Here is a 21561-nt window from a genome sequence, read left to right on the forward strand (position 1 = left end):
CAGCGTTATTTTTACCAACAAATCGTTAGAAATATCGTACACTACTTGTTTTAATAGATCATTCATATCTATAAAATGCAAATAAAAAGTGGCTCGATTTAGCTCGGTACGTTCGGCTAATATAGCGTTTATCTTAATCTATTTATATAATTTTGAAGTGAGTATAATTAGTGCGGGCTTTGGAGGTGGGGGAGCTACAGAACAAAAAGGCGTCTCATCCATAGATGAAACACCTCTTTGAAGTTAGTTATTGAGCTAATCGTTGGATAAAAGCATCTAATTGTACGAGTGTAACATTGTCATTCACCCCAAATACATTGTCACCTTTACCAACTGTAACTTTATTGGAAGCGAGGATGGATACATAATTGTTTGCCCAATGCGCACTTGGAACATCGACAAATTGTTCTGCCGCTCCTTGTTGTTTTAAATGAAATGCTTCCACTAAAACTTTCGATAATTGACCGCGTGTCATAGGAGAACCTGGATTGAATTTGCCATTTTCATCCCCCGTAAAAACGCCGATTTTTTTAAGTGCCTCAGCAGCACCCGCATATTTAGACGATGGTTTTACATCAGGAAAACTTGAATTGGTGCTACTAGTATCTAATTGTAATTGCTTAGCCAGTTTAAGAGCTACTTCTCCACGTGAAGCATAAACGCTAAAGTCGATTTCAGCATCTTTTACTTCTCCAAACTCATTTTCAGTGAAGTTCGCCACGCGTTTTGCCCCTACGTAACGAGATCCCCAGTAATAAGGGTCATTGATGTTATCAATTTTAACACCAGAACTTGTAGTAGCTGAAATAAAACTGCTGTCACCTATGTATATGCCGACATGGGAGATACCACTTCCCGAAGTATTAAAAAATACTAGGTCACCAGTCTTCAATTGATCTTTAGCAATCGAAGTACCTTGCTGATATTGAGCTTTGGATGTACGTTCTAGTGAAATCCCTAGCTTTGAAAAAACAATTTGTGTAAATGCAGAGCAATCCACACCTGTCTTAATATTTGTGCCCCCGTATTGATAAGGAACACCTATATATGCTTTTGCTGTATTTGTTATATCTGCTATTGTTGCCGCTTTCGCTTCATGAACACCTATGCCTGTGAAGAACATAAATGAGGCGAAAATGGGTAGTAACCATTTTTTCTTCAATTAAATCTTACTCCTTTCAAAAAACTTTCGCTTTTGAACTAAAGTAAGAATAGCATGAAAGAGACAAGCGTTATTTTTCAATAATATTACCGATTACCCCTAAACAGCTAAATTGAAACCTTAATTTTAACTGTGTAAAACTTCTGCAATAATAACGGGTAATTTTACCAAAAATATATGAAATTATTGGATGTGTAGGGATATAAGTGCTATTTTATATATTTCATCTATATTAAAAAACCAAAAACCATTGAACAAAATATAAAAACATAGAATTATGACAAATGATTTGGGAAGAATTAGTCGATAATCAAGAGGTGAAAATTCCATTCAAAGAGAGGGACATCATTTTAACAGGAAATGAAATTAATCTGTGAACCTCATTACTTAATAACCTGATAGGAGGGATTCTATTGCAGCAGATTTTTAATAAGTTAATAAAACAGAACATCAAGCCATTCCTTTCGATGCTTGGCTACAACAAGAAAAGTTTGAATTTCTATAAAACAACCGACAATCTTAACTATATGTTCAATTTCCAAAAGTCTGCTAATAACATGTTTTATATGAATTGCTATATTTACGCAACCGAGTTGGCACACGTTCAATCGAAAGAGATTCTGACAGCATCAAAAGAAGCAGAATGTCACTTCCGAGCAAGAATTGAATCAATTGTCCAAGGTATACCTGATCTCGATGTCCCATCAGTCCTACTACGAATATGGATGGTCTAAGAAAAATGCTACTTCGTGGGATGAAAGAGGCTCATCATTTCTTTGAATCGATGATTAATGCCAGATCCATTATAAACTATTACACGTCTAGCCCATTTCTACATTTAAATGATGTAACAGCAGCTAAGCGTTATTATCATGAATGGCAGAAAAAGCATGGAACTGAACAGCGATGGGCCATTTTCGAAAAAAATATAAGGCTATCTTCAATCAATTTGGTGTGAAACTTGATGAAGAGTAGCTATCATAAAACTAGAATTCCTTCTTCATCGAATAGCCGGTTTTTTATTTCAGTTTCCCATTTTGATCATTTACAGTCGTATTCAGTAGAGTATCTAGTATTCTTCCAGTAATGGGCATAAAGAAATGCAGGATAAAGCCACCTAAGCAAACCGTTAATAATGTACCGACACCGATTGGTCCTTTACACAACATCGCCAACACTAAGAAAAAGAGGTAAATAACCGTTCTTGAGAAAAAAATCGATTTGTTTGTTAGCTCTTTTATAATTAAGGTTAGTCGGTCTACAGGAATTGGCGCAAAATTTGTATGTAAATAGGTTGCCGTTCCTAATCCTGTCACAACTAGCCCTATGCCAAAATAAACCACCTGATTATACAATAGTATTGCTAAATCATTTAATAGCAGTAACCACATATCAATTCCTATACCTGTGATAAATGCTGTGATCAGCCCTACTATTTCAGGCTTTTGTCTAGCTAATATGGAATTACTACCGACTAATAGGATAGCCAAAATGATTTCCCAGCTTCCTACAGTTAGACCTACATGATTAGACAATCCGACTAAAACCGCATCAAAAGGGGAAGTCCCAAGGTTGGAATGAATTGTTAGAGAAATACCTAGCGTTAAAATGAAAATGCCTACTACATAAAAGATATATTTCAAACGAAAGCCCTCTTTTCATTTTTATTGCAAATACAATAAAATTACGTTAAATTGACTATATACTCTTTTTGTTGCATTTGCAATATAAAATCTAGAAAGAGTTCACGATAAGGGAGTGGAAGCAATGACCGTTAAATTAGAGGAATGTAGTCTAGCAAACTTAAAAAAGCTTCAAGAAATAAGCATCGAAACATTCAATGACACGTTTAAAGACCAAAACTCGCCTGATAATATGAAAGCTTATTTAGAGCGTGCATTTCATGATCATCAGCTAGAGCAGGAATTGACCAATGTCGATTCAGCCTTCTATTTTATCTATGATGATGAAGAAGTAGCTGGCTATTTAAAAGTAAATGTCAATGAGGCACAATCCGAACAAATGGGGGATGAGTCACTCGAGGTGGAGAGAATTTATATTCGACATAAATTTCAAGGCAAAGGGCTCGGTAAATACCTCATCAATAAAGCAATGGAAGTAGCTATTGCACACAACAAGATAAGCATTTGGCTAGGCGTTTGGGAGAAAAATGACCATGCTATCGGTTTTTATAAGAAACTTGGCTTTGTTCAAACAGGTGCTCATTCTTTTTATATGGGGGATGAAAAACAAATGGATCTCATCATGACCAAAACGCTCGAATAAAGTGATAATGGCAGAAACGTTGATAAAACAACATTTCTGCCATTTTTATTAGTCATTTCTATTTTTCTTCATGGCATCTGCCAATGCATCAGTTTGAGGTTGTTGTTCTTTATAAAGCTCGCTAATAATATTGGCATAATCATTAGCATTACGATTTTGGCTTAATTTATAGGCAGCCTGCACTTCGTCTACCTTTATTTTAAATCCTTTAATCCCTTTTATTTCTTGCTGTAAAAGTTCAGGCGATAGTTTATCCCACAAAACAGGCTTTTCACGGAATTTCTCATATTTTTCTAGTAAGCTAGTCAAATCTTGCTCTAACTCTTTTCCGTTCATAAGGCTTGCTTTTCCGTATATATGGACAGCTTGATAATTCCAAGTTGGCACATTTTCATGCTCATACCAAGAGGAAGAAATATAGGCATGAGGCCCATTAAATATGACGAGAAGGTCATTCACGTCCTCAAAGGTCTTCCATAAAGGATTTCCATAAGCTAAATGACCTGTCAGGTAATAGTCATCTTGAATTTTATTCAGCAGTACAGGGATATGGGCTGCTATTGGTTTACCTTTTCTAATTGAAACAATTGTCGCAAAGGCATTGTTTTGAATAAAATCTTTGATTTCTTCAAAATCTGTTATTTTGTAGTACTTTGGAACATACATGCAAACCTCTCCTTATCTCATCAAATCATTGTGAGCTTTTTGAATAAACAAACTATTGTGATTACACGTCTTTACATTTTCCCCTCTACAATGTAGATTTTATTATAATCAATCACTGGTACCTCTTAAAAGTGCCAGTAAAGCTATTTTCAAAGGAGCCAATAAGCCATGCTCGAAATGACACCTAACTTGCATAATGAAGAACCACTTTATCTTCAGTTATATAGCTATATAAAAGCTGAAATTCAAAATGGAAATATTTTAGCTCAAACCAAATTGCCGTCTCAGCGCAGCTTAGCTAAACATTTACAGATTAGTCGCAACACGGTTGATGCAGCTTACCAGCAGCTCCTTGCAGAGGGCTATGTAATTAGTAAAGAACGAGAGGGGCTTTATGTTGTAGAACTCGAAAGGGGCTATTTTCAAACAAGTTCTAATCATTTTGAGCCGCAGTTAGCAACTCCGCAAGAACAACAACTACCTTCAATTAAGTACAACTTTAATTATGGAGATATCAATTTAAAAGATTTCCCCTATAAAATATGGCGTACATTAACACTGCAAAGCCTGAATGAAGAGCAGGCTCATCTGCTTTTATATGGAGATCCGCAAGGGGAGCTTGAATTAAGGAATTACATTGCAAGCTATCTTTATGAAGCAAGAGGGGTACAATGCCAAGGAGACCAAATTGTCATTGGTGCAGGTTTGCAATTTCTAATGGGCATCGTATGTAATTTAATTGGAAGAAATGAGCTTTTTGCTATGGAAGATCCAGGGTATTATCGCGTTCGTTACTTGTTTAAGGATCATGGTATAAAGGTGAAACCTATCCCTCTCGACGAACATGGCATTCATATCAGCCAGTTAAGAAATAGTAGGGTCAAGGCTGTTTATGTCACCCCTTCCCATCAATTCCCCATCGGAACGGTCATGCCGATTTCAAGAAGACTAGCATTATTAGAATGGGCCAAGGATGAAAATGCTTATATTATTGAGGATGATTATGATGGGGAGTTTCGATATGCAGGTAAACCTATACCTGCTCTACAAGGATTAGATTCGAATGACCGCGTCATCTATATGGGCACTTTTTCAAAATCATTGATTCCTTCCATCAAGCTAAGCTATATGGTTTTACCAAGGGAATTAACCCTTTTATTTAATAACAACAACTACTATGTTCAAACTGTATCGAGACTTCATCAGCATACCTTACAGTTATTTATGGAAAGTGGGCATTGGGAGAGACATTTGAATAAAACACGGAATGGTTATAAAAGAAGATATGAGGCTTTATTAAAGTCCATTCATCAAATATTAGGGGATAACGTGAAAATACATGGGGCTAGTAGTGGCTTACATATTCTACTCGAAGCAAATAATAAAATGTCTGAAGAAGAACTAATTGAAACAGCAAAACTGGCAGGTGTAAAAGTATACCCAACCTCTATTTTTTACGCCAATCCTTCCGTCATACAGCACGCAAAAGTTTTGCTTGGATTTGCAAATTTAGGGGTAGAAGAGATTGACAAGGGGATTAAGCTATTAAAACATGCTTGGTTTGATAGCCCCAGCATGTCGTGACTGTCTTTGAAAGCTCTATTTCTATAGATTAGTGGAAGTGGAGAGGGACTTATGCATGTAACAGCAAAAGTTATGTTAAATCATATTATTGCGGAATCAGCATATTTTATTGGCATTGCACAAACCATCTTTTTTCAACATAAATGGTAATACTTGGCGAGTTAAAAAATGGAGTTTGGTAGAAGAAACTCTTACCAAATTCCATTTTTTATAACGCTATCTCTGTCACAATATTAACTATTCGGAATTTTCTCTTTATACTTTAAGGAAAGAAGGCTTAAAGAATAATTCTTAAGTGTATCTGTGTTAATAAAATCATTTAGAATACCTTCAATGGAACTACAATGCTGATTAATTAAATTGATTTCTTCTATATAATTTGAATCAATCGAAGCTTCTCTTAACGTTTTAAACACTACTTTCTGTTCATTAAACAAATAGACCAATTCAAACCTAGCATTCAGTATCAAAATAGTAATCTCTGGAAAAACAATTCGATCTTTTAAAACTTCAAGAATGCAATCGACAGACTTTACGCCTTCTATCGCATGCAAAGATGAAAAAACACCATGTAATAATTCTTCAAAATCAACCTTCATTTAAATCCTCCATCAATCATAAATCCTTTCTGATCATAACACTTTCTCAGAAAAATTTTAATGCTTAATATTTTCCTTCAATAATGTGGAATGGACTCATGCAAACGATAAAGATAATAAAGATTTAGCATTAAGGAGTTCCCACAAATGGGATGATAGAAAAAATGTTAATTATAAAATTATTTAACAAAAGAAGAAGAATCGGAAAAATTAAATTTCCCATTCTTCTTTATATATACCAGGGTAATTGATGCTGCATTTTCTTACCTGGCTTACTTGCTTTATTTATTACGGTCCATGTGCCGTCTTTCTTTTGCAGCTGATAGCTTACATTGGTCCCATCTGCCCTTTTAAAGAGCATATAGCCTGTATTGTCTTTGATAAAGGTGACAGGGTCAACTACATTTTTATAGGGTATCTTTCGCTCAGGAAATAAAATATTGTTTGCTATTTCATCTGCAATCGTAGCAAGAGGCTTCATTTCATTATTTATTTCAGCCTTGTATTGCAATTGATTGTATCGATAGGAAATGAACGAGGCTAAATTCAAATTAAAGCTCTGCTGTATGTCTAAAAGTGTTGTGCGATAGAATGCATCTATTGCTTTTTCTACATTATCTGCCTCATGTTTATAGTGAAGGGTGTTCACATCAGTTGGACTGATTTCAAACGTAATGATTTCCTTGCTATATGGTGGGGAATGGGCATGTTCAAAAGTAGTAACTTGAACGTTAACCCTAAAGCTAAACTGACTTTCCCTAATAACGTTCAAAATGTTCGCATCATACAAGCCATACTGCTTAGGATAGCCGTAGTAATGGTCAATTTCCTTTTCTATAAATGGATTAAGGATTGTTATCAATGTATCAGTGATGAGTTTCTCATCAGCTTGTTCGCTTTGTGCATAAATCTTACTGGGCATAATCAAAATAGTGACTATAGTCATTAAAGTAGCGATTTTTTTCATGGGATTGCTAGCCTTTCTATAAAATATTTCTTTATAGTGTGCGTCGATCACAGAAAATTATTAAACGTTTTATAGTTAAAGATAAAAATAATAAAGGTGTCACTTGGTTTCAATATCATTAAAAAGAAGAATCCATTTTGAAAATGGACTCTTCTCTAAATGTTTCCTTTATGACAAAGATATTGTTTTCGTTGCCACGGTTTGTTGAAAGGCTTGATCATGCTCCACAAAAATCATTGTAGGATTAAAACTTTGAATAAGCTCTTCAATCTGCATGCGCGAATAAATATCAATAAAATTTAAGGGTTCATCCCAAATATAGAGATGTGCTTTTTCACACAAACTTTTGGCAATCAACAGCTTTTTCTTTTGCCCACCTGAATAATGTGAGATGTCTTTATCAAATTGAATCCGCTCAAAGTCCATCTTTCGCAGAATAGATTTAAATAACGTCTCATCTATAGCATGCTCTTCAATAAAATCCGATAACGCTCCCTTCAAATGAGCAGTATCCTGTTGAACATAGGAGATAATAAGGCCAGCAGCTAAATGTATAGAGCCTGTATGCTGTATAGGCTTGCCAAGAAGCAGCTGTAGGATACTACTTTTTCCGCTTCCATTTTTGCCATCGAGAACAATGCGATCACCTTGCGCCACTTTGAAGCTAATAGGCTGATTCACAAAGTTGTCGTCATACTGAATTGATACATCCGTTACAACAACCATGTCTTTTGATGGAAATGCTAATGGTTGTACTTTTAAAGATTCCGTTTTTTCAACATTTTTTAGTAGTTTTGATTTTTCATGAATCGCTTTTTGCTGCCTAGATTCCAAGTTCTTTGCTCGCTTCATCATCTTGGCTGCTTTATGTCCAACAAAGCCTTTATCCAGCTTAGAACCCGAATTCGTAGTTCCATTTTTGGAAGCCTCCACTTGATTAGACCAACCTACCGAACGCTTGGAAGACTGCGTTAAACGGTCGATATCTTTTTGCAGACGTTGATTAGTTGCTTCTTCATGTTCCTGCTGTCGATCAAAATTTAACTTCCAAGTTGAGTAGTTACCACTTTGAACATCAATATTGGCTCTATTGATCGATAAAATATGATCAACACAGCCATCTAAAAAGGCTCTGTCATGCGAAATTAAAATAAATCCTTTTTTCTTGCGTAGATAATCAGAGACCGTCTTTCGTGCATCTGTATCGAGATGATTGGTTGGCTCATCAATTAATAGAAACTGTCCCTCTGTTAAAAAGAGCGCTGCAAGCAACACCTTTGTTTGCTCTCCATTAGATAATGTTTGAAAAGGGCGATACATGACCTCAGCATCGACATCTAGATAGGCTATTTCACGAATATATTCCCAATCTTCTGCCAGAGGGCAAATTTCTTCAAAAATTTCGTACGTATATTTATTTGGGTCTGAAACAGGATAGGGGAAATAAGTAAATTCTACTGAAGAAATGATGTTCCCACTATACTCATAATTCCCTAATAGCAAATTAAAAAATGTTGTCTTCCCACGACCATTCCTACCGATAAATCCAAGTTTCCAATCTGTATCAATCTGAAAGTTGACACCCTCAAAAATATAATCAAAGCTGCTTGGGTAAGAAAACGTTAAGTCTTGTACTTGTATCATTGACATGATAATTCCTCCTTTGTATAGCAAATCATTTTTCTTTTATACAAAGTCGGTACATCCATCTATGCTAAATTTCTCCGTATAAGTTGATGGATGCTAACGACTTATACGGAGCATCACATGCGTCACAATAGGTTCAGAATCGCTCATTTTTTGCTCTCCTTTATTAGGTAGATGAAAGATACAGAATAAACTATGAGAGCAAGAAAAAATCCCCCCAATTGGATATTGGAAGGATTAGTCTCTCACTGAATAAACTTTATTTGCCAATGACATCATGACAAATAAACGCAAACTGATTGTTAAAAATGGATAGACTAATCCTATATTTTGTCGTTTGAAGTGATTCATTTCAAATAAAAATATAGATTAGTTCATCATTGTCCATTCATCAGTCCTCTCATAATTGTATTTTTATAGTAACAAATTTTTTTATGGAATACAATGTAGCCTTATCTTCTTAAACCAATCCCTACAATAATTATAGAAATAATTTAGATAATCGTATAAAAATTATTTCTACTATTCTGAAAGATATGTTATAGTAGGAGCATAATTGAATAATGTGTAAGAATTGGTGCCAAATGAAAGTTTGGCTTAAAAGGGAAGTCGGTGCAAATCCGACGCTGTCCCGCAACTGTTATTCGGAGCAAATCACAAAGGCCACTGGGAAACCGGGAAGGCTGTGAGGCGTGTTGATGAGAAGCCAGGAGACCTGCCAATTTCTAGTACACACCAAATACCTACGTGGAAATAGGTGGTGAAAAGTGACCAAATCGGCACTGTGCGATAACAAATGATTTATGCGAAAGTAGATACTTTTTTCGTATTGTTTTAGCATTAAAAATTTCAACTAGCAGCCATTCTCCTCCTTGGAAAATGGCTTTTTATTTTTTTCTGAAAAGGAGATATAAAAATGACCTATACAAGCACACTCATTGGTTACCCGTATATCGGGGAAGATCGCGAATGGAAAAAAGCATTAGAAGCATTTTGGCGCAACGAGCTTTCTGAAGAGGATTTTGAGGATAGTTTAAAGAAAATCCGTTTAGCTAGAATTGACAAGCAGCTACAGCTTGGCATCGACATGGTGACAGTTGGCGATTTTACGTATTACGATAGAATGTTAGATACAGCATTAATGTTTGGTCTCATCCCAAAACGCTTTAACTGGCAGGGAGGGAAAGTAGATTTATCTACCTACTACAGCGTAGCAAGAGGGAATAAAACAGCTGTAGCTAGTGAGATGACAAAATGGTTTAATACAAACTATCACTATATTGTTCCTGAATACGAGGGACAGGCCTTGAAACTAACAGAAAATAAAGTGTTGGCCGATTTCTTAGAGGCGAAAGAAACGTACGGTATTATTGCAAAGCCAACATTGATTGGTCCCTATACATTCTGCAAGTTAACAAAAGGCTATAGCAAATTCACACAGGTTGAATACTTATTAGCTCTAATACCGCTCTATACGCAAGTATTAAAAGAATTAGTGGAGGCAGGTGCAAATTGGATTCAACTAGAAGAGCCATCACTTGTCACAACCCTTGATCCAGCAGACATCAAGCTTGTGCAAGAGATTTACGACCAGTTAGCCGTTGCGGTTCCAGAAGCGAAAATCATGCTGCAAACTTATTTTGAAGCATTATGCAGCTATGAAACATTGATTACATTGCCTGTAGAAGGATTTGGCCTAGACTTTGTTCATGGCTATAAAGGAAATATGGCGTCACTTCGTCAATATGGTTTCCCTCAGGACAAAGTATTGGCAGTCGGGGTTGTTAATGGACGTGATATTTGGCGTTCCAACTTAGCGGAGGTCAATGCTACAATTCAGGCAATTGAGCATTTAAGTAATGCAGCAGAGCTATGGATTCAACCATCCAGCAATCTACAACATGTACCGATCACAACTGCTCTTGAAAATGAGATTGACCCTGTTCTGAAGCATGCCTTAGCCTTCGCAGATGAAAAGATTGTAGAAATCACGGAGCTAACTAAATGTAGACGAGATACAGAGGGTATCTTACAGCATAATTTTTCTGAAAGTATGAAGGCAATTGAGGCTCTAAAAAACCATCCAATCCGTCAAAACAAGTTGATCCATCAAGCAGTTCAAACTGTGACAACGCAAGATTTTGAACGACATAGTGAATTTGCTCAGCGTCAAAAGATGCAGCAGCAAGCGTTAGCGTTACCGCTATTCCCAACAACAACAATCGGAAGCTTCCCACAATCCGATGAGGTGAAAAGGAATCGTAATGCTTGGCGTAAAAAACAATTATCGAATGAAGCCTACGAGGCATTTATAGAGCAGGAAACAAAACGCTGGATTACGATACAAGAGGAACTAGATATCGATGTACTCGTTCACGGTGAATTTGAGCGTACAGACATGGTCGAATACTTTGGTGAAAAGCTGACTGGCTTTGCCTTTACAAAAAAAGCATGGGTCGTTTCCTATGGCTCACGCTGTGTTAAGCCACCGATCATTTATGGAGATGTAGCGTGGTCTTCAGCAATAACTGTAAAAGAGTCAGCCTATGCTCAAAGCTTAACAAAGCGCTTTGTAAAAGGTATGCTGACAGGACCAGTGACGATATTAAATTGGTCCTTTGTACGAGACGATCTGTCACGTAAAGATGTCGCTTATCAAATTGCATTAGCACTTCGCAAAGAGGTTGAGGCACTCGAAAACGCAGGTATTTCAATTATTCAAGTGGATGAGCCAGCTCTAAGAGAAGGTTTACCGCTACGAAAAGAAGAATGGGGAGCTTACTTAGAATGGGCTGTTAATTCCTTTAAGCTAGCTACAGCTAGTGTCAAAGATGAAACACAAATCCATACACATATGTGCTACTGCGAATTTAACGATTTCATCGAACCGATTAGTGCACTTGATGCAGACGTGATTTCCATTGAAACATCAAGAAGTCACGGGGAGCTCATTACATCACTGCAAGGGCAACCTTATCAAAAGGGCATTGGCTTAGGCGTTTATGATATTCATAGTCCTCGTGTGCCAAGCAATGAAGAAATGCTAACTATTATGAGAGATAGTTTACAGGTGTTAGATCCCCATCAATTTTGGGTGAACCCAGATTGTGGTTTAAAAACAAGAAAAGAAACTGAAACTGTTGCAGCTTTGGCTAATATGGTTGCTGCAACGAAAACATTACGCCAGGAAGTACAACAATCTATCTCGAGATAACGACATCATTTTATAAATCTACTACAACTACTACATCTTCTCTCCGAAATACAACAAAGACCAGGAAAAAAATGGACCTGGTCTTTTGTTGTTTTATTCTTTTAAGATTTTTATTATATTCAGAAAATAAAATTGACGTGAACAATCGAGCATGTTATGTTTATAACGAATTTCATAGCGATCATTACAAGTTTGAGTGAAAAAGACTTTCATTCAATTAAAAGGAAAATGGGTGTAAATCCCATGCTGTCCCGCAGCTGTAAATGAGGAGTTTTGTTTCAAATACCACTAAGTGATTACTTGGGAAGGTGAAGCAAAATCATGATTCATGAGCCAGAATGCCTGCTTGTAAGGAGATTCATTGATGATCTACGAAAGATAGGGAGATGGATGGAGGCTTACTCATTGTAAGTTTTTCTGTCCTTATTCTTTTTTAGAATAAGGTTTTTTTAGTTTGATTCAGCAAATGTTTTTGTAGTAGCACATACAGAAGACTTCTTTTTCTATAGAAGAAGATAAATAGTCAATGGCTGTTTAAATGCCCTCTGAACGTCAAAAAGCACCACGTCCTGTGGCAATGTCGGTGTGCCTAAAGCCTCTAGCGGATATCACAAACTTTGAAAAGGTGTCAGCACAATGCAAATCAACTTCTACTCGTTAGCTCGAAAAATTTGAACGCATTGTTGATACCTTCTTTCCATCTATCTATAACTAGATTCATTTGTACCACGAATAGAGATAGGAGACAGAAAATGAGATTGACTAAGTATGTACTTCCCTTCATCCTTGTGTTAACTTTCAGCGTACTTGCTGGTTGTACAAGCACAGATCAAGAAAAGGGAGAGACAGGAACACAGCAAACAAATGAAAAAATGATAACAATTGGGTGGCCATTAGATGTCGGCCCATTGAACCCCCATACATATTTACCCAATCAAATGACCGCACAAGCGATGGTCTATGAATCCTTGGTGGAATACAACGACGATGGAACTGTTAGTCCAAAGCTAGCAGTAAGCTGGGACATATCAGAAGATAAAACGACTTATACTTTTCATTTAAGAAAAGGTGTTAAGTATTCAGACGGAACTGCGTTTAATGCAGATAATGTGATTCGTAATTTCAATGCAGTATTAGCGGATCGGGAAATGCATTCTTGGATGGGTATGGTCAACCATATGAAAGAGGTTGTGAAAGTGGATGATTTTACAATTCGCTTGCAATTAGATGAACCTTATTATCCTGTCTTAAACGAGCTTGCCTTTGTAAGACCATTCCGTTTTTTAGGGGATAATGGATTTCCAGCCGGAGATGCGACACAAGATTCGATCAAGGCACCTATTGGAACAGGTCCATGGGTATTAACCGAGTACAAAAAAGATGAATATGCTTTATTTAGTCGCAACGAAAACTATTGGGGAGAAAAGCCTCTCGTAAAACAAATTAAAGTTAAAATTATCCCAGATTCAGAATCGATTTCATTAGCATTTGAAAACGAGGAATTAGATTTAATTTATGGTCGTGGCATCATTAGTTTAGATAACTATACGTATTTAAAAGATAGCAGTAAATACAAAACCGCTACCTCTGAGCCTTTGTCTACGAAAGCGTTACTCTTCAATACTCAGTCGGGTCCGTTAGCCGAATTAAAGGTTCGTCAGGCCATTCAATATGCTATCAATAAGGAACAAATGGTTGACAGTATTACACATGGTACAGAAAAAGTGGCTAACACATTATTTTGGGATGCCATTCCTTATGCCAATATAGAGTTAGCGCCAATCTTATATAATCCTGAAAAAGCGCAGCAACTACTAGATGAGGCAGGATGGACGTTACAGAAGGGCGAAAAAATTCGTTCGAAAAACGGGCAACCATTATCATTAGATTTAATCTACATCGCAACAGATGCAATCCAAAAGCCAATGGCGGAATTAATGCAAGGTGAACTAGCAAAAATAGGGGTACAGTTGAATTTAGAAGGTGCGGATGTGATGGTCGGTCTTCAAAAATTAATGGATGATCAGGTGGATATTAATTTCTGGCGTACAAACGGACCACCAACCGACCCACATAGCTTTGCAAATGAGTCAGCTACGCCAAATGCTAGTGGTGTTTATGAGGCAAAATTAGGCTTACCTAACGCCACAGACATCGATACGAAAATCCATCAATTATTAGTGGGAACAGATGAAGAGGAACGAGTGCAGCTTTACACGGATATTTTATCCATATTCCATGATCAAGCACTTTTCTATCCTATCTCTTACGAAACAAATAATGTAATTTATCAACCATATATGAAGGATTTTGCTCCACGTGCATCTGAATATGATATTCCCTATGCACAAATGGATAAAGAGTAATAAAAAAGAGAGAGTATGTCTTGCAAAGACAGCTCTCTCTTTATCATAGGAGTGAGTAGGAAGTGACAGCATGTATGAATCGACATGGATGTTTTGTTTAAAAAGAATTTTGACTTTGCCGTTTGTCTTACTAGGAGTTTCCATCCTAACCTTTGTATTTATTCGTTTTGTACCGATAGAGCCTGCTGAGGTCATCCTACGATTGGCAAGAGTTGCTCCAACCGAGGAAGCTGTTCAGGCATTACGCGAAGAACTAGGGACGGACAAACCTTTCGTTCTTCAATATTTGCTATGGGGAAAAGGCGTTTTACAGCTAGATTTTGGTACATCCTTTGTGAGTAAATTACCAGTAGCACATGAGCTATTCGCGAAATTACCTGCAACCATTGAATTAGCTCTTGCCGCATTTGTCCTCATTTTAGTATTCAGTATACCATTAGGGACTATGAGTGCATTGTCTAAGTATGCCATCATCGATAAAATCATTAGATTCTTTAGCATATTGAGCGTATCCATTCCAACATTTTGGTTAGGTTTCCTACTGCTCTATCTATTTAGCTTAAAATTAGGGCTCTTTCCGACAAACGGAAAGGGTACACTCGCTCATTTAGTTTTACCAGCCTTCGCACTAGCATTGCCAACCATTGGTCTGTTCATCCAGTTTATTCGTTCCACTATCCAGGAAGAATTACAGCAACAATATGTTCAATATGCGCAGCTAAGAGGATTAAAAAATTCTGTAATCCTCATACGTCATGTGTTACGAAATGCTGCCATACCTTTGACTTCCTTATTAGGTATGACGCTCGGTAGTTTACTAGGTGGAGCTGTAATTGTGGAGCAAGTTTTTAGTTGGCCAGGACTCGGTAGGTATTTAATCGAATCCATTACGAACAGAGATTACCCCGTTGTACAATGCTATGTATTGATTATTGCTGTGATCTATGTGTTGACCAATCTATGCACAGATGTATTGCATCGTCTATTGGACCCTCATCTGATGATGAAGGACAGGAGAGATTGACATGAAGCGATTACGAAAAAGAAGAGATCCTATTCTAGGGTTATTTAGCTTATCCCTCCTTGTAATCATTGTCTTACTGGGATTGTTTGCACCCATTTTAATGCCACATGATCCGTTAGCTGTCGATATAACTAAGAAATTTTTAGCCCCTTCCTGGGATTACCCATTTGGTACAGATCACTTAGGAAGATGCGTCTTTTCTCGCATGCTTTTAGGTATTCGCTATTCATTAGGATCCGCACTCTTCATTCAAGTCGTTGCTATTGTTTTAGCTGTCCTACTTGGTGCCTTTGTAGCGTTGAAAAGAGGTATAATCGATGTGGTATTTATTCGAATATGTGATGTTTTATTAGCTTTTCCGACACTGGTACTTGCATTTGGACTTTTAGGTGTATTAGGCCCTAGCTTAAAAAATGTTTTAATAGCCCTTATTTTTACACAGCTTATTTATTACTCCAGAATGGTTCGAAGTTTATGTATTGGGATGAATGAAAAAGACTTTATTCAAGCTGCTAAGATTACTGGCACTACAGGCATTAAATTAATCATTCGCCATTATATCCCTAACATACTGCCAGCTATTGTCACGATTGTGGCGTTAGATATCGGGAAAGTCATTTTAGAAATCGCTGGCTTTTCCTTTATAGGTCTGGGCGTGCAGGCGCCGATTCCAGAATGGGGCATGATGGTAAATGAAGGGAAACAATATATCCGTCAGCATCCCGATTTAATGCTTTATCCTGGGCTTGCCATTGTCCTAGTGGTGTTATTGTTTAATCATTTAGCCAATTGTTTAAAGAAGTTTGATTCGTGAAAGGTGAAGTTATGGAGAAGGTTTTAGAAGTGAAAGATTTAAACGTCAAAATTGGGGAGAAAAATGTATTAACCACTATCAATCTGACAGCCTATAAAGGGCGTGTCTTAGGAATCATAGGAGAAAGTGGTAGTGGCAAGACCATGCTTTGCCATGCCATCATGCAAACATTACCATCTATCGCACAGGTGACACAAGGGGAAGTTCTTTATCAGCAGGAAAATTTAATGAATGTTTCGGCTACTCAATTAAGAGCATATCGTGGGCGGCATCTTTCGATGATTTTGCAAAATCCATCCGCTGCCTTCGATCGTATCCAAACGATTGAAAGCCATTTCAGAGAAACATTAAAGGCACACTTTAAGCTGACCAAAAAAGAAATGAGACAAATAGCTCTTGATGCCTTACATAAAGTGCATTTACCAAATCCAGAGCAGATTTTACATTATTATCCTTTTCAGTTGAGTGGTGGCATGCTACAGCGAGTGATGATTGCCTTATCATTGGCGCTACAAGCCTCCCTCTATATTGCTGATGAACCAACGACAGCTCTTGATACGATCAATCAAAAACAAGTATTAACACTATTTGATCGTATTCGCGTAGAAACAGAAGCTGCCATACTTCTTGTTACACATGATTTAGGTGTTATTGCTGAACTAGCTGACGATGTGGCTGTTATGTATCAAGGAAAAATCATTGAGCAAACGAATGTCTATGATTTCTTTGATGCACCTCAGCATGCCTATACAAAGAAACTATTACAAGCAAGAATGCTATTTTAGAGGTGAAAAAATGACGCTGCTAGACGTGAAAAATATTGATATGCATTACGCTCAAAGACCATTTCTATTCCAGCGTAAGCAGGAAGTTCCCGTATTACAGAAGGTGTCATTCTCACTTCAGGAGGGGGAATGTCTAGGAATAGTCGGTCAAAGTGGTTCAGGAAAAAGCACATTAGGTCGTATTATTTTAGGAATCGAACGACCAACAAACGGGGAGTTGCTCTTTCAAGGTGTCAATTTATACGAAGCACCAAGCAAGCATAAAAAAAGAATACGTAGAGATTTACAGGCAGTTTTTCAAAATAGCTATCATTCATTTAATCCGAAGCAGACGATTTTTGAAATACTCGAAGAACCGTTTCTGAATTTCGAGCATTTTAGCAAAACAGAGCGACAACATAAAGTAAGGGAATTACTAGACTGTGTAGAGTTAGAGAGGGCAATGGCTCAAAACTATCCTTCGCAGCTTAGTGGGGGGCAACAGCAACGAGTCAACATCGCTAGAGCTCTTGCGCTAAAGCCAAAATTAATTGTCTTAGATGAAGCGATTAGCAGTCTTGATATGATTTTACAAAAAAAGATTATACAATTACTACAAACACTTCAAAAAGAGCGACAGCTTGCTTACATTTTCATTTCGCATGATTTACAGGCAACACGTTTTATGTCAGACCGTATCCTTGTCATGCAGCATGGTCGGCTAGTGGAGGAGATTGGCAAGGATGGAGCATATGAGCATCCTGCTTCACAACAATTATATCATGCTATTTTGCCTTCACACCCGCGAGAAAGAAAACATAAAACGAAATGATCATAATATAGAAAACACGTATACAATGGGCATGGAGGTATGGGCTGGTAATGATAGAGGCCAGTTGGATTACCTCATTTGCTCCAAACATTAGTAAGAGTCATCTATTAAAGAAACGCCATTTTGCATTAGAATGGTGTTTTTCTTTTTATTAATAATATTAATCAGGTAATTAACTTTATTGATATTTTCATTTAATAAATTAATTTTATTATTTACTTTTTTAAATTATTTGGTATATAATCAATTTAACTTAAAGGAAGGAGTTCACTATGGCTTATCAAGTAATCACAAATTGTCCTGTCTGCAGTAAAACATTGAAAATTACGAAGTTACAGTGTTCTCATTGTCAAACGACGATTGAAAATGAGTTTGAATTGTCGAAGCTAGCATCCTTATCACAGGATCAGCTTCATTTTGTGGAAGTATTTTTAACATGTCGAGGGAATATTAAGGAAGTAGAAAAGGAACTGGGCATTTCGTACCCAACTGTGCGAGGCAAGCTAAATGACATTATCTCATCCCTTGGCTATGTCCAAAAGAAGAAAAATGAAGTAGACGAGAAAAAAATTGTAAGCATGTTGGAAAATGGCGAAATCACAACTGATGAGGCCATAAAACTCTTAAAAGACGAATAGGGAGGAATGCTACATGAAAGAGGAAATTACTAAAGTGTTAACCATGATTCAAGAGGGAAAAATTGATGCTGATAAAGGGTCAGAGCTGATTCAAGTGTTACAAGAGAAAGAGGAGTCAGGTAATAAATTTCTGGAAAAAACGAAGTATTTAGATAAAACGTTAAAGGTTCGTGTGGTGTCCACTGAAAATGATAATGTCACTGTGAATTTGCCTATAAAACTTGTCAAGGCTGTGTTAATGGCTGGACACAGTATCGCTGCGAGTATTCCGCAATCGGAAAAATACGTGAAAGATATCGATATCAATCTTCTTCTTGAAGCCATCGAAAATGAATTAGATGGACAAATTGTGGACATAAAATCGGCAAACGGAGATACCGTTTCAGTTTTCATTGAGTAGAGGCGACTTATGATGCATGTAAAAGTGAAAGCAAAAGACGTTCGTTTTACCGTTCCTGTTCCATATGCTGTGCTAACCATTGTTCTTTCCATTTTGACTTCAAAATGGATTCAGCAAAGTGTCAACAAATGGACAAAGGCATACTTCGACAGAAAAAAAATCGACTTTTCCTTTCCATTCATTGACAAAGAAATGCTCAAGCCTATTATCAAGGAACTACAAAATTATAAAGGGCTCGTGCTAGTAGATGTCAAGGCACAAGACGGTACAGAGGTTAAGGTTAGACTGTAATAACCTAATAGTTAAGATGGGAGCATGTTTTCATAAAAAGCATGCTCTTTGTTATTTAAAGAGAATTCTTTGCAAAAGAACTATCTAAATTCCACAATTTGTCCTCTAGATTGTCTAAGAGTGTTTTTGTTCTTTTCTCAAGATGATCTGGTAGCTCATTTTTACTGAAATAGGTAAGATTCAAACTCTCACCATCCCTCATCTCTAATACACCACTGACATTTTTCGCACTATAAAGATGAATAACTGTATAGATTTCATCCCCATTTGGATATTGAAAATAATAATTTGGCCCTGAAAAAACACCAATCAAGTCCAATTCATTCGCTACCAGTCCTGTTTCTTCATGAAGTTCACGGGTAGCAGTTTCATTCAGTTCCATTGAGCCACCAGGTAATCCCCAATCCAACGTATCTGAACGATGTTGAAAGAGAATTTTCTTGTCATCGTTGACTACAAGAATTGTCGCCCCGATACTGATAATCGGTCTACTACCGATGTGTTTCCTTAATTCTGAAATATAGCCCATATGTGCTCCTCCTCTATATTATAAAAAAACTATTCGCCTTTCTTATTATAAAGACCTCTATTTTACTTATAACCCTTGAAAATGGAGTTATGGGTATAGATGAACAATCTTTTTTTGTACAAAATAATGCTCAAAAATGCAGAATAGTCAATCAAAAATGAAAAATAGCTTTTTATAATCAGTCTTTTCTGAATTTTACCTATATTGATTGTTTTGAAAACTCTATGTTAAGGTAAATAGACAAATTGAATATGCTAAATTTTGGTGGTTCAAATGGGGTTCATTCCATTTGATTAAAAGGGAAGTTGGTGAGAGTCCAACACTGTCCCGCAACTGTATTTAGGAGCTCGATAACAAGGCCACTGTTTTGTTTGTCAAAATGGGAAGGTGTTATTGAAGTGTTGATTATAAGTCAGGAGACCTGCCACAAAATAAGCATCAATTGACCTACGAGGATAGGGAGGTGTTAGCTACTGCATGATTTTTGTGAATTCCTGTAAATTCACTGTTATTTGGTCTGTCATGCTTTTGTAGATTAACAACTTCTAAAAAGGGGTAGAAGTTGTTTTTTTGTTGTTCTTTCGTGTTGGAATGGTAACGCTTACAAGAATAATTAAACAAAGGGGCTGTCATTGAATGGAGTTAACTTATTCACCAGGTCTTGATGGGGTCATTGCTGCTGAAACAAAATTATCTTTTTTAGACACTGTAGGAAGTCAAATTGTTATTCGAGGCTACGACTTGATTGAATTATCACAAAGATATTCGTATTTAGACATTGTCTACCTACTACTGCATGGCGAAATTTCTACTGCCGAGCAACAGGCTGACTTACAGGACAAATTAAAAGCACATTATCAGGTTCCACAAGAGATATTCCAAATCTTCAAGCTCTTGCCTAATGAAACACATGCGATGGATGGACTGAGAACTGGAATTTCTGTTTTAGCAGGCTTTGATCAGCACATCAATGATCGTTCTACTGAAATGAACTTGACGCGAGCTTATAGACTTTTAGGCGGTATGCCTAACATCGTAGCCAATAGCTATCGTGTCTTAAACGGACAAGATGTTGTGGAGCCAGATAGTCAGCTTTCCTATAGCGCCAATTTTTATTACATGATTACTGGTAGAAAACCAACGGCGTTAGAAGAAGAAATTTTTGATCAGTCTCTCGTTTTATATAGTGAGCATGAGATGCCAAATTCGACGTTTACAGCTCGTGTTATTGCCTCTACACAATCTGATTTGTACGGTGCTTTAACTGGAGCTGTCGCATCATTGAAAGGAAATTTACATGGAGGGGCCAACGAGGCAGTCATGTACATGCTTCTAGAAGCCAAAACAGTAGCAGGCTTTGAAGCCTTGCTGAAAAATAAACTGCAAAATAAAGAAAAAATTATGGGCTTTGGTCACCGTGTTTATATGAAAAAGATGGACCCAAGAGCACAGATTATGAAAGAGGCTTTGCATAAATTATGTTTGGCACAAGGGGATGATCGCTTATATCACATGTGTGAAGCTGGTGAGAAGGTGATGGCACAAGAAAAGAGCTTGTACCCAAATTTAGATTATTATGCAGCACCAGTATACTACATGCTTGGCTTGCCAATTGAAATCTATACACCTATCTTTTTTGGCTCACGAACGATTGGCTTATGTGCTCACGTCATTGAGCAGCATGACAATAACCGATTATTTAGACCTCGTGTCCATTATATTGGCGAGCGTCATAACCTTGAAGAATTGTCGGTATAATCAAGTTTTAACAACTCGCC

Annotated in this window: 21 protein-coding genes and 3 riboswitches; of the genes, 14 read left to right on the plus strand and 7 right to left on the minus strand. The window is 37.0% G+C overall.

Annotated elements, in window-relative coordinates; translation table 11 throughout:
• Positions 1 to 247 precede the first annotated feature (247 nt).
• Positions 248 to 1162, minus strand: a complete 915-nt coding sequence (locus tag NST76_RS11095; protein WP_340834337.1) for a C40 family peptidase — start codon at positions 1160 to 1162, stop codon at positions 248 to 250.
• A gap of 413 nt (positions 1163 to 1575) precedes the next feature.
• Here NST76_RS11095 and NST76_RS11100 point away from each other — a divergent pair, with 413 nt between their 5' ends.
• Positions 1576 to 1896: a DUF4304 domain-containing protein gene (locus NST76_RS11100; RefSeq protein ID WP_342545220.1), complete on the plus strand. Its 321-nt coding sequence runs from the start codon at positions 1576 to 1578 to the stop codon at positions 1894 to 1896.
• Positions 1897 to 1901: 5 nt separating this feature from the next.
• Positions 1902 to 2120 carry a hypothetical protein gene (locus tag NST76_RS11105; protein WP_342545222.1) on the plus strand — a complete coding sequence of 73 codons (219 nt, stop codon included), beginning with the start codon at positions 1902 to 1904 and terminating at the stop codon, positions 2118 to 2120.
• Between the two features lie 61 nt (positions 2121 to 2181).
• Here the strand turns inward: NST76_RS11105 and NST76_RS11110 are convergent, their stop codons facing one another.
• A complete protein-coding gene (locus tag NST76_RS11110; RefSeq protein WP_342545223.1) occupies positions 2182 to 2805 on the minus strand; it encodes a YitT family protein in 624 nt (207 codons plus the stop codon).
• 124 nt (positions 2806 to 2929) lie between these two features.
• Here NST76_RS11110 and NST76_RS11115 point away from each other — a divergent pair, with 124 nt between their 5' ends.
• The gene (locus NST76_RS11115) at positions 2930 to 3448 is read left to right on the plus strand and encodes a GNAT family N-acetyltransferase (RefSeq protein ID WP_342545226.1); all 519 of its coding nucleotides are present in this window, start codon (positions 2930 to 2932) and stop codon (positions 3446 to 3448) included.
• A 48-nt stretch (positions 3449 to 3496) separates the two neighbouring features.
• Here the strand turns inward: NST76_RS11115 and NST76_RS11120 are convergent, their stop codons facing one another.
• Positions 3497 to 4114: an FMN-binding negative transcriptional regulator gene (locus tag NST76_RS11120; RefSeq protein WP_342545229.1), complete on the minus strand. Its 618-nt coding sequence runs from the start codon at positions 4112 to 4114 to the stop codon at positions 3497 to 3499.
• Between the two features lie 168 nt (positions 4115 to 4282).
• Here NST76_RS11120 and NST76_RS11125 point away from each other — a divergent pair, with 168 nt between their 5' ends.
• Positions 4283 to 5698 carry a PLP-dependent aminotransferase family protein gene (locus NST76_RS11125; RefSeq protein WP_342545231.1) on the plus strand — a complete coding sequence of 472 codons (1416 nt, stop codon included), beginning with the start codon at positions 4283 to 4285 and terminating at the stop codon, positions 5696 to 5698.
• Positions 5699 to 5931: 233 nt separating this feature from the next.
• Here the strand turns inward: NST76_RS11125 and NST76_RS11130 are convergent, their stop codons facing one another.
• The 3 genes from NST76_RS11130 to NST76_RS11140 form a co-directional block, all read right to left on the minus strand.
• Positions 5932 to 6297, minus strand: a complete 366-nt coding sequence (locus NST76_RS11130) for a hypothetical protein (RefSeq protein ID WP_036126354.1) — start codon at positions 6295 to 6297, stop codon at positions 5932 to 5934.
• 229 nt (positions 6298 to 6526) lie between these two features.
• Complete coding sequence (locus tag NST76_RS11135; protein ID WP_036126352.1) at positions 6527 to 7264, minus strand: DUF3888 domain-containing protein; 738 nt, start codon at positions 7262 to 7264, stop codon at positions 6527 to 6529.
• Positions 7265 to 7432: 168 nt separating this feature from the next.
• Entirely contained in the window at positions 7433 to 8914 is a 1482-nt protein-coding gene (locus NST76_RS11140) for an Lsa family ABC-F type ribosomal protection protein (protein ID WP_342543847.1), read from the minus strand.
• Between the two features lie 555 nt (positions 8915 to 9469).
• A riboswitch (cobalamin riboswitch) is annotated at positions 9470 to 9649 on the plus strand.
• A gap of 178 nt (positions 9650 to 9827) precedes the next feature.
• Here NST76_RS11140 and metE point away from each other — a divergent pair.
• The 9 genes from metE (at position 9828) to NST76_RS11185 (ending at position 19254) form a co-directional block, all read left to right on the plus strand.
• A complete protein-coding gene (gene metE, locus NST76_RS11145; protein WP_101966660.1) occupies positions 9828 to 12125 on the plus strand; it encodes a 5-methyltetrahydropteroyltriglutamate--homocysteine S-methyltransferase in 2298 nt (765 codons plus the stop codon).
• 171 nt (positions 12126 to 12296) lie between these two features.
• Positions 12297 to 12490, plus strand: a riboswitch (cobalamin riboswitch).
• A 387-nt stretch (positions 12491 to 12877) separates the two neighbouring features.
• On the plus strand, positions 12878 to 14491 hold the full coding sequence (gene nikA, locus NST76_RS11150; protein WP_342543849.1) for a nickel ABC transporter substrate-binding protein: 1614 nt from the start codon (positions 12878 to 12880) through the stop codon (positions 14489 to 14491).
• A gap of 70 nt (positions 14492 to 14561) precedes the next feature.
• Entirely contained in the window at positions 14562 to 15515 is a 954-nt protein-coding gene (gene nikB / locus NST76_RS11155; protein ID WP_342534834.1) for a nickel ABC transporter permease, read from the plus strand.
• A 1-nt stretch (position 15516) separates the two neighbouring features.
• Complete coding sequence (locus tag NST76_RS11160; RefSeq protein ID WP_271913449.1) at positions 15517 to 16329, plus strand: ABC transporter permease subunit; 813 nt, start codon at positions 15517 to 15519, stop codon at positions 16327 to 16329.
• Positions 16326 to 17114: an ABC transporter ATP-binding protein gene (locus tag NST76_RS11165; RefSeq protein WP_342543853.1), complete on the plus strand. Its 789-nt coding sequence runs from the start codon at positions 16326 to 16328 to the stop codon at positions 17112 to 17114. The genes NST76_RS11160 and NST76_RS11165 overlap by 4 nt, the downstream gene beginning before the upstream one ends.
• Positions 17115 to 17124: 10 nt before the next feature.
• Positions 17125 to 17925 (plus strand): dipeptide/oligopeptide/nickel ABC transporter ATP-binding protein, encoded by an 801-nt coding sequence (locus NST76_RS11170; protein WP_036126334.1) that lies wholly within the window; start codon positions 17125 to 17127, stop codon positions 17923 to 17925.
• 272 nt (positions 17926 to 18197) lie between these two features.
• On the plus strand, positions 18198 to 18563 hold the full coding sequence (locus tag NST76_RS11175; RefSeq protein ID WP_141904351.1) for a DUF2089 domain-containing protein: 366 nt from the start codon (positions 18198 to 18200) through the stop codon (positions 18561 to 18563).
• Between the two features lie 13 nt (positions 18564 to 18576).
• Positions 18577 to 18963 carry a hypothetical protein gene (locus NST76_RS11180; RefSeq protein WP_036126329.1) on the plus strand — a complete coding sequence of 129 codons (387 nt, stop codon included), beginning with the start codon at positions 18577 to 18579 and terminating at the stop codon, positions 18961 to 18963.
• 9 nt (positions 18964 to 18972) lie between these two features.
• Complete coding sequence (locus NST76_RS11185; RefSeq protein WP_036126328.1) at positions 18973 to 19254, plus strand: hypothetical protein; 282 nt, start codon at positions 18973 to 18975, stop codon at positions 19252 to 19254.
• Between the two features lie 55 nt (positions 19255 to 19309).
• Here the strand turns inward: NST76_RS11185 and NST76_RS11190 are convergent, their stop codons facing one another.
• On the minus strand, positions 19310 to 19783 hold the full coding sequence (locus NST76_RS11190; protein ID WP_340809009.1) for an NUDIX hydrolase: 474 nt from the start codon (positions 19781 to 19783) through the stop codon (positions 19310 to 19312).
• Positions 19784 to 20031: 248 nt separating this feature from the next.
• Positions 20032 to 20227, plus strand: a riboswitch (cobalamin riboswitch).
• Positions 20228 to 20419: 192 nt separating this feature from the next.
• Between NST76_RS11190 and mmgD the strand changes: the two genes are divergently transcribed.
• Complete coding sequence (gene mmgD / locus NST76_RS11195) at positions 20420 to 21541, plus strand: citrate synthase (protein WP_340809010.1); 1122 nt, start codon at positions 20420 to 20422, stop codon at positions 21539 to 21541.
• Positions 21542 to 21561 lie beyond the last annotated feature (20 nt).

Source organism: Lysinibacillus sp. FSL W7-1291 (genome assembly GCF_038593415.1).
In the GTDB taxonomy this organism is placed as follows: domain Bacteria; phylum Bacillota; class Bacilli; order Bacillales_A; family Planococcaceae; genus Lysinibacillus; species Lysinibacillus fusiformis_D.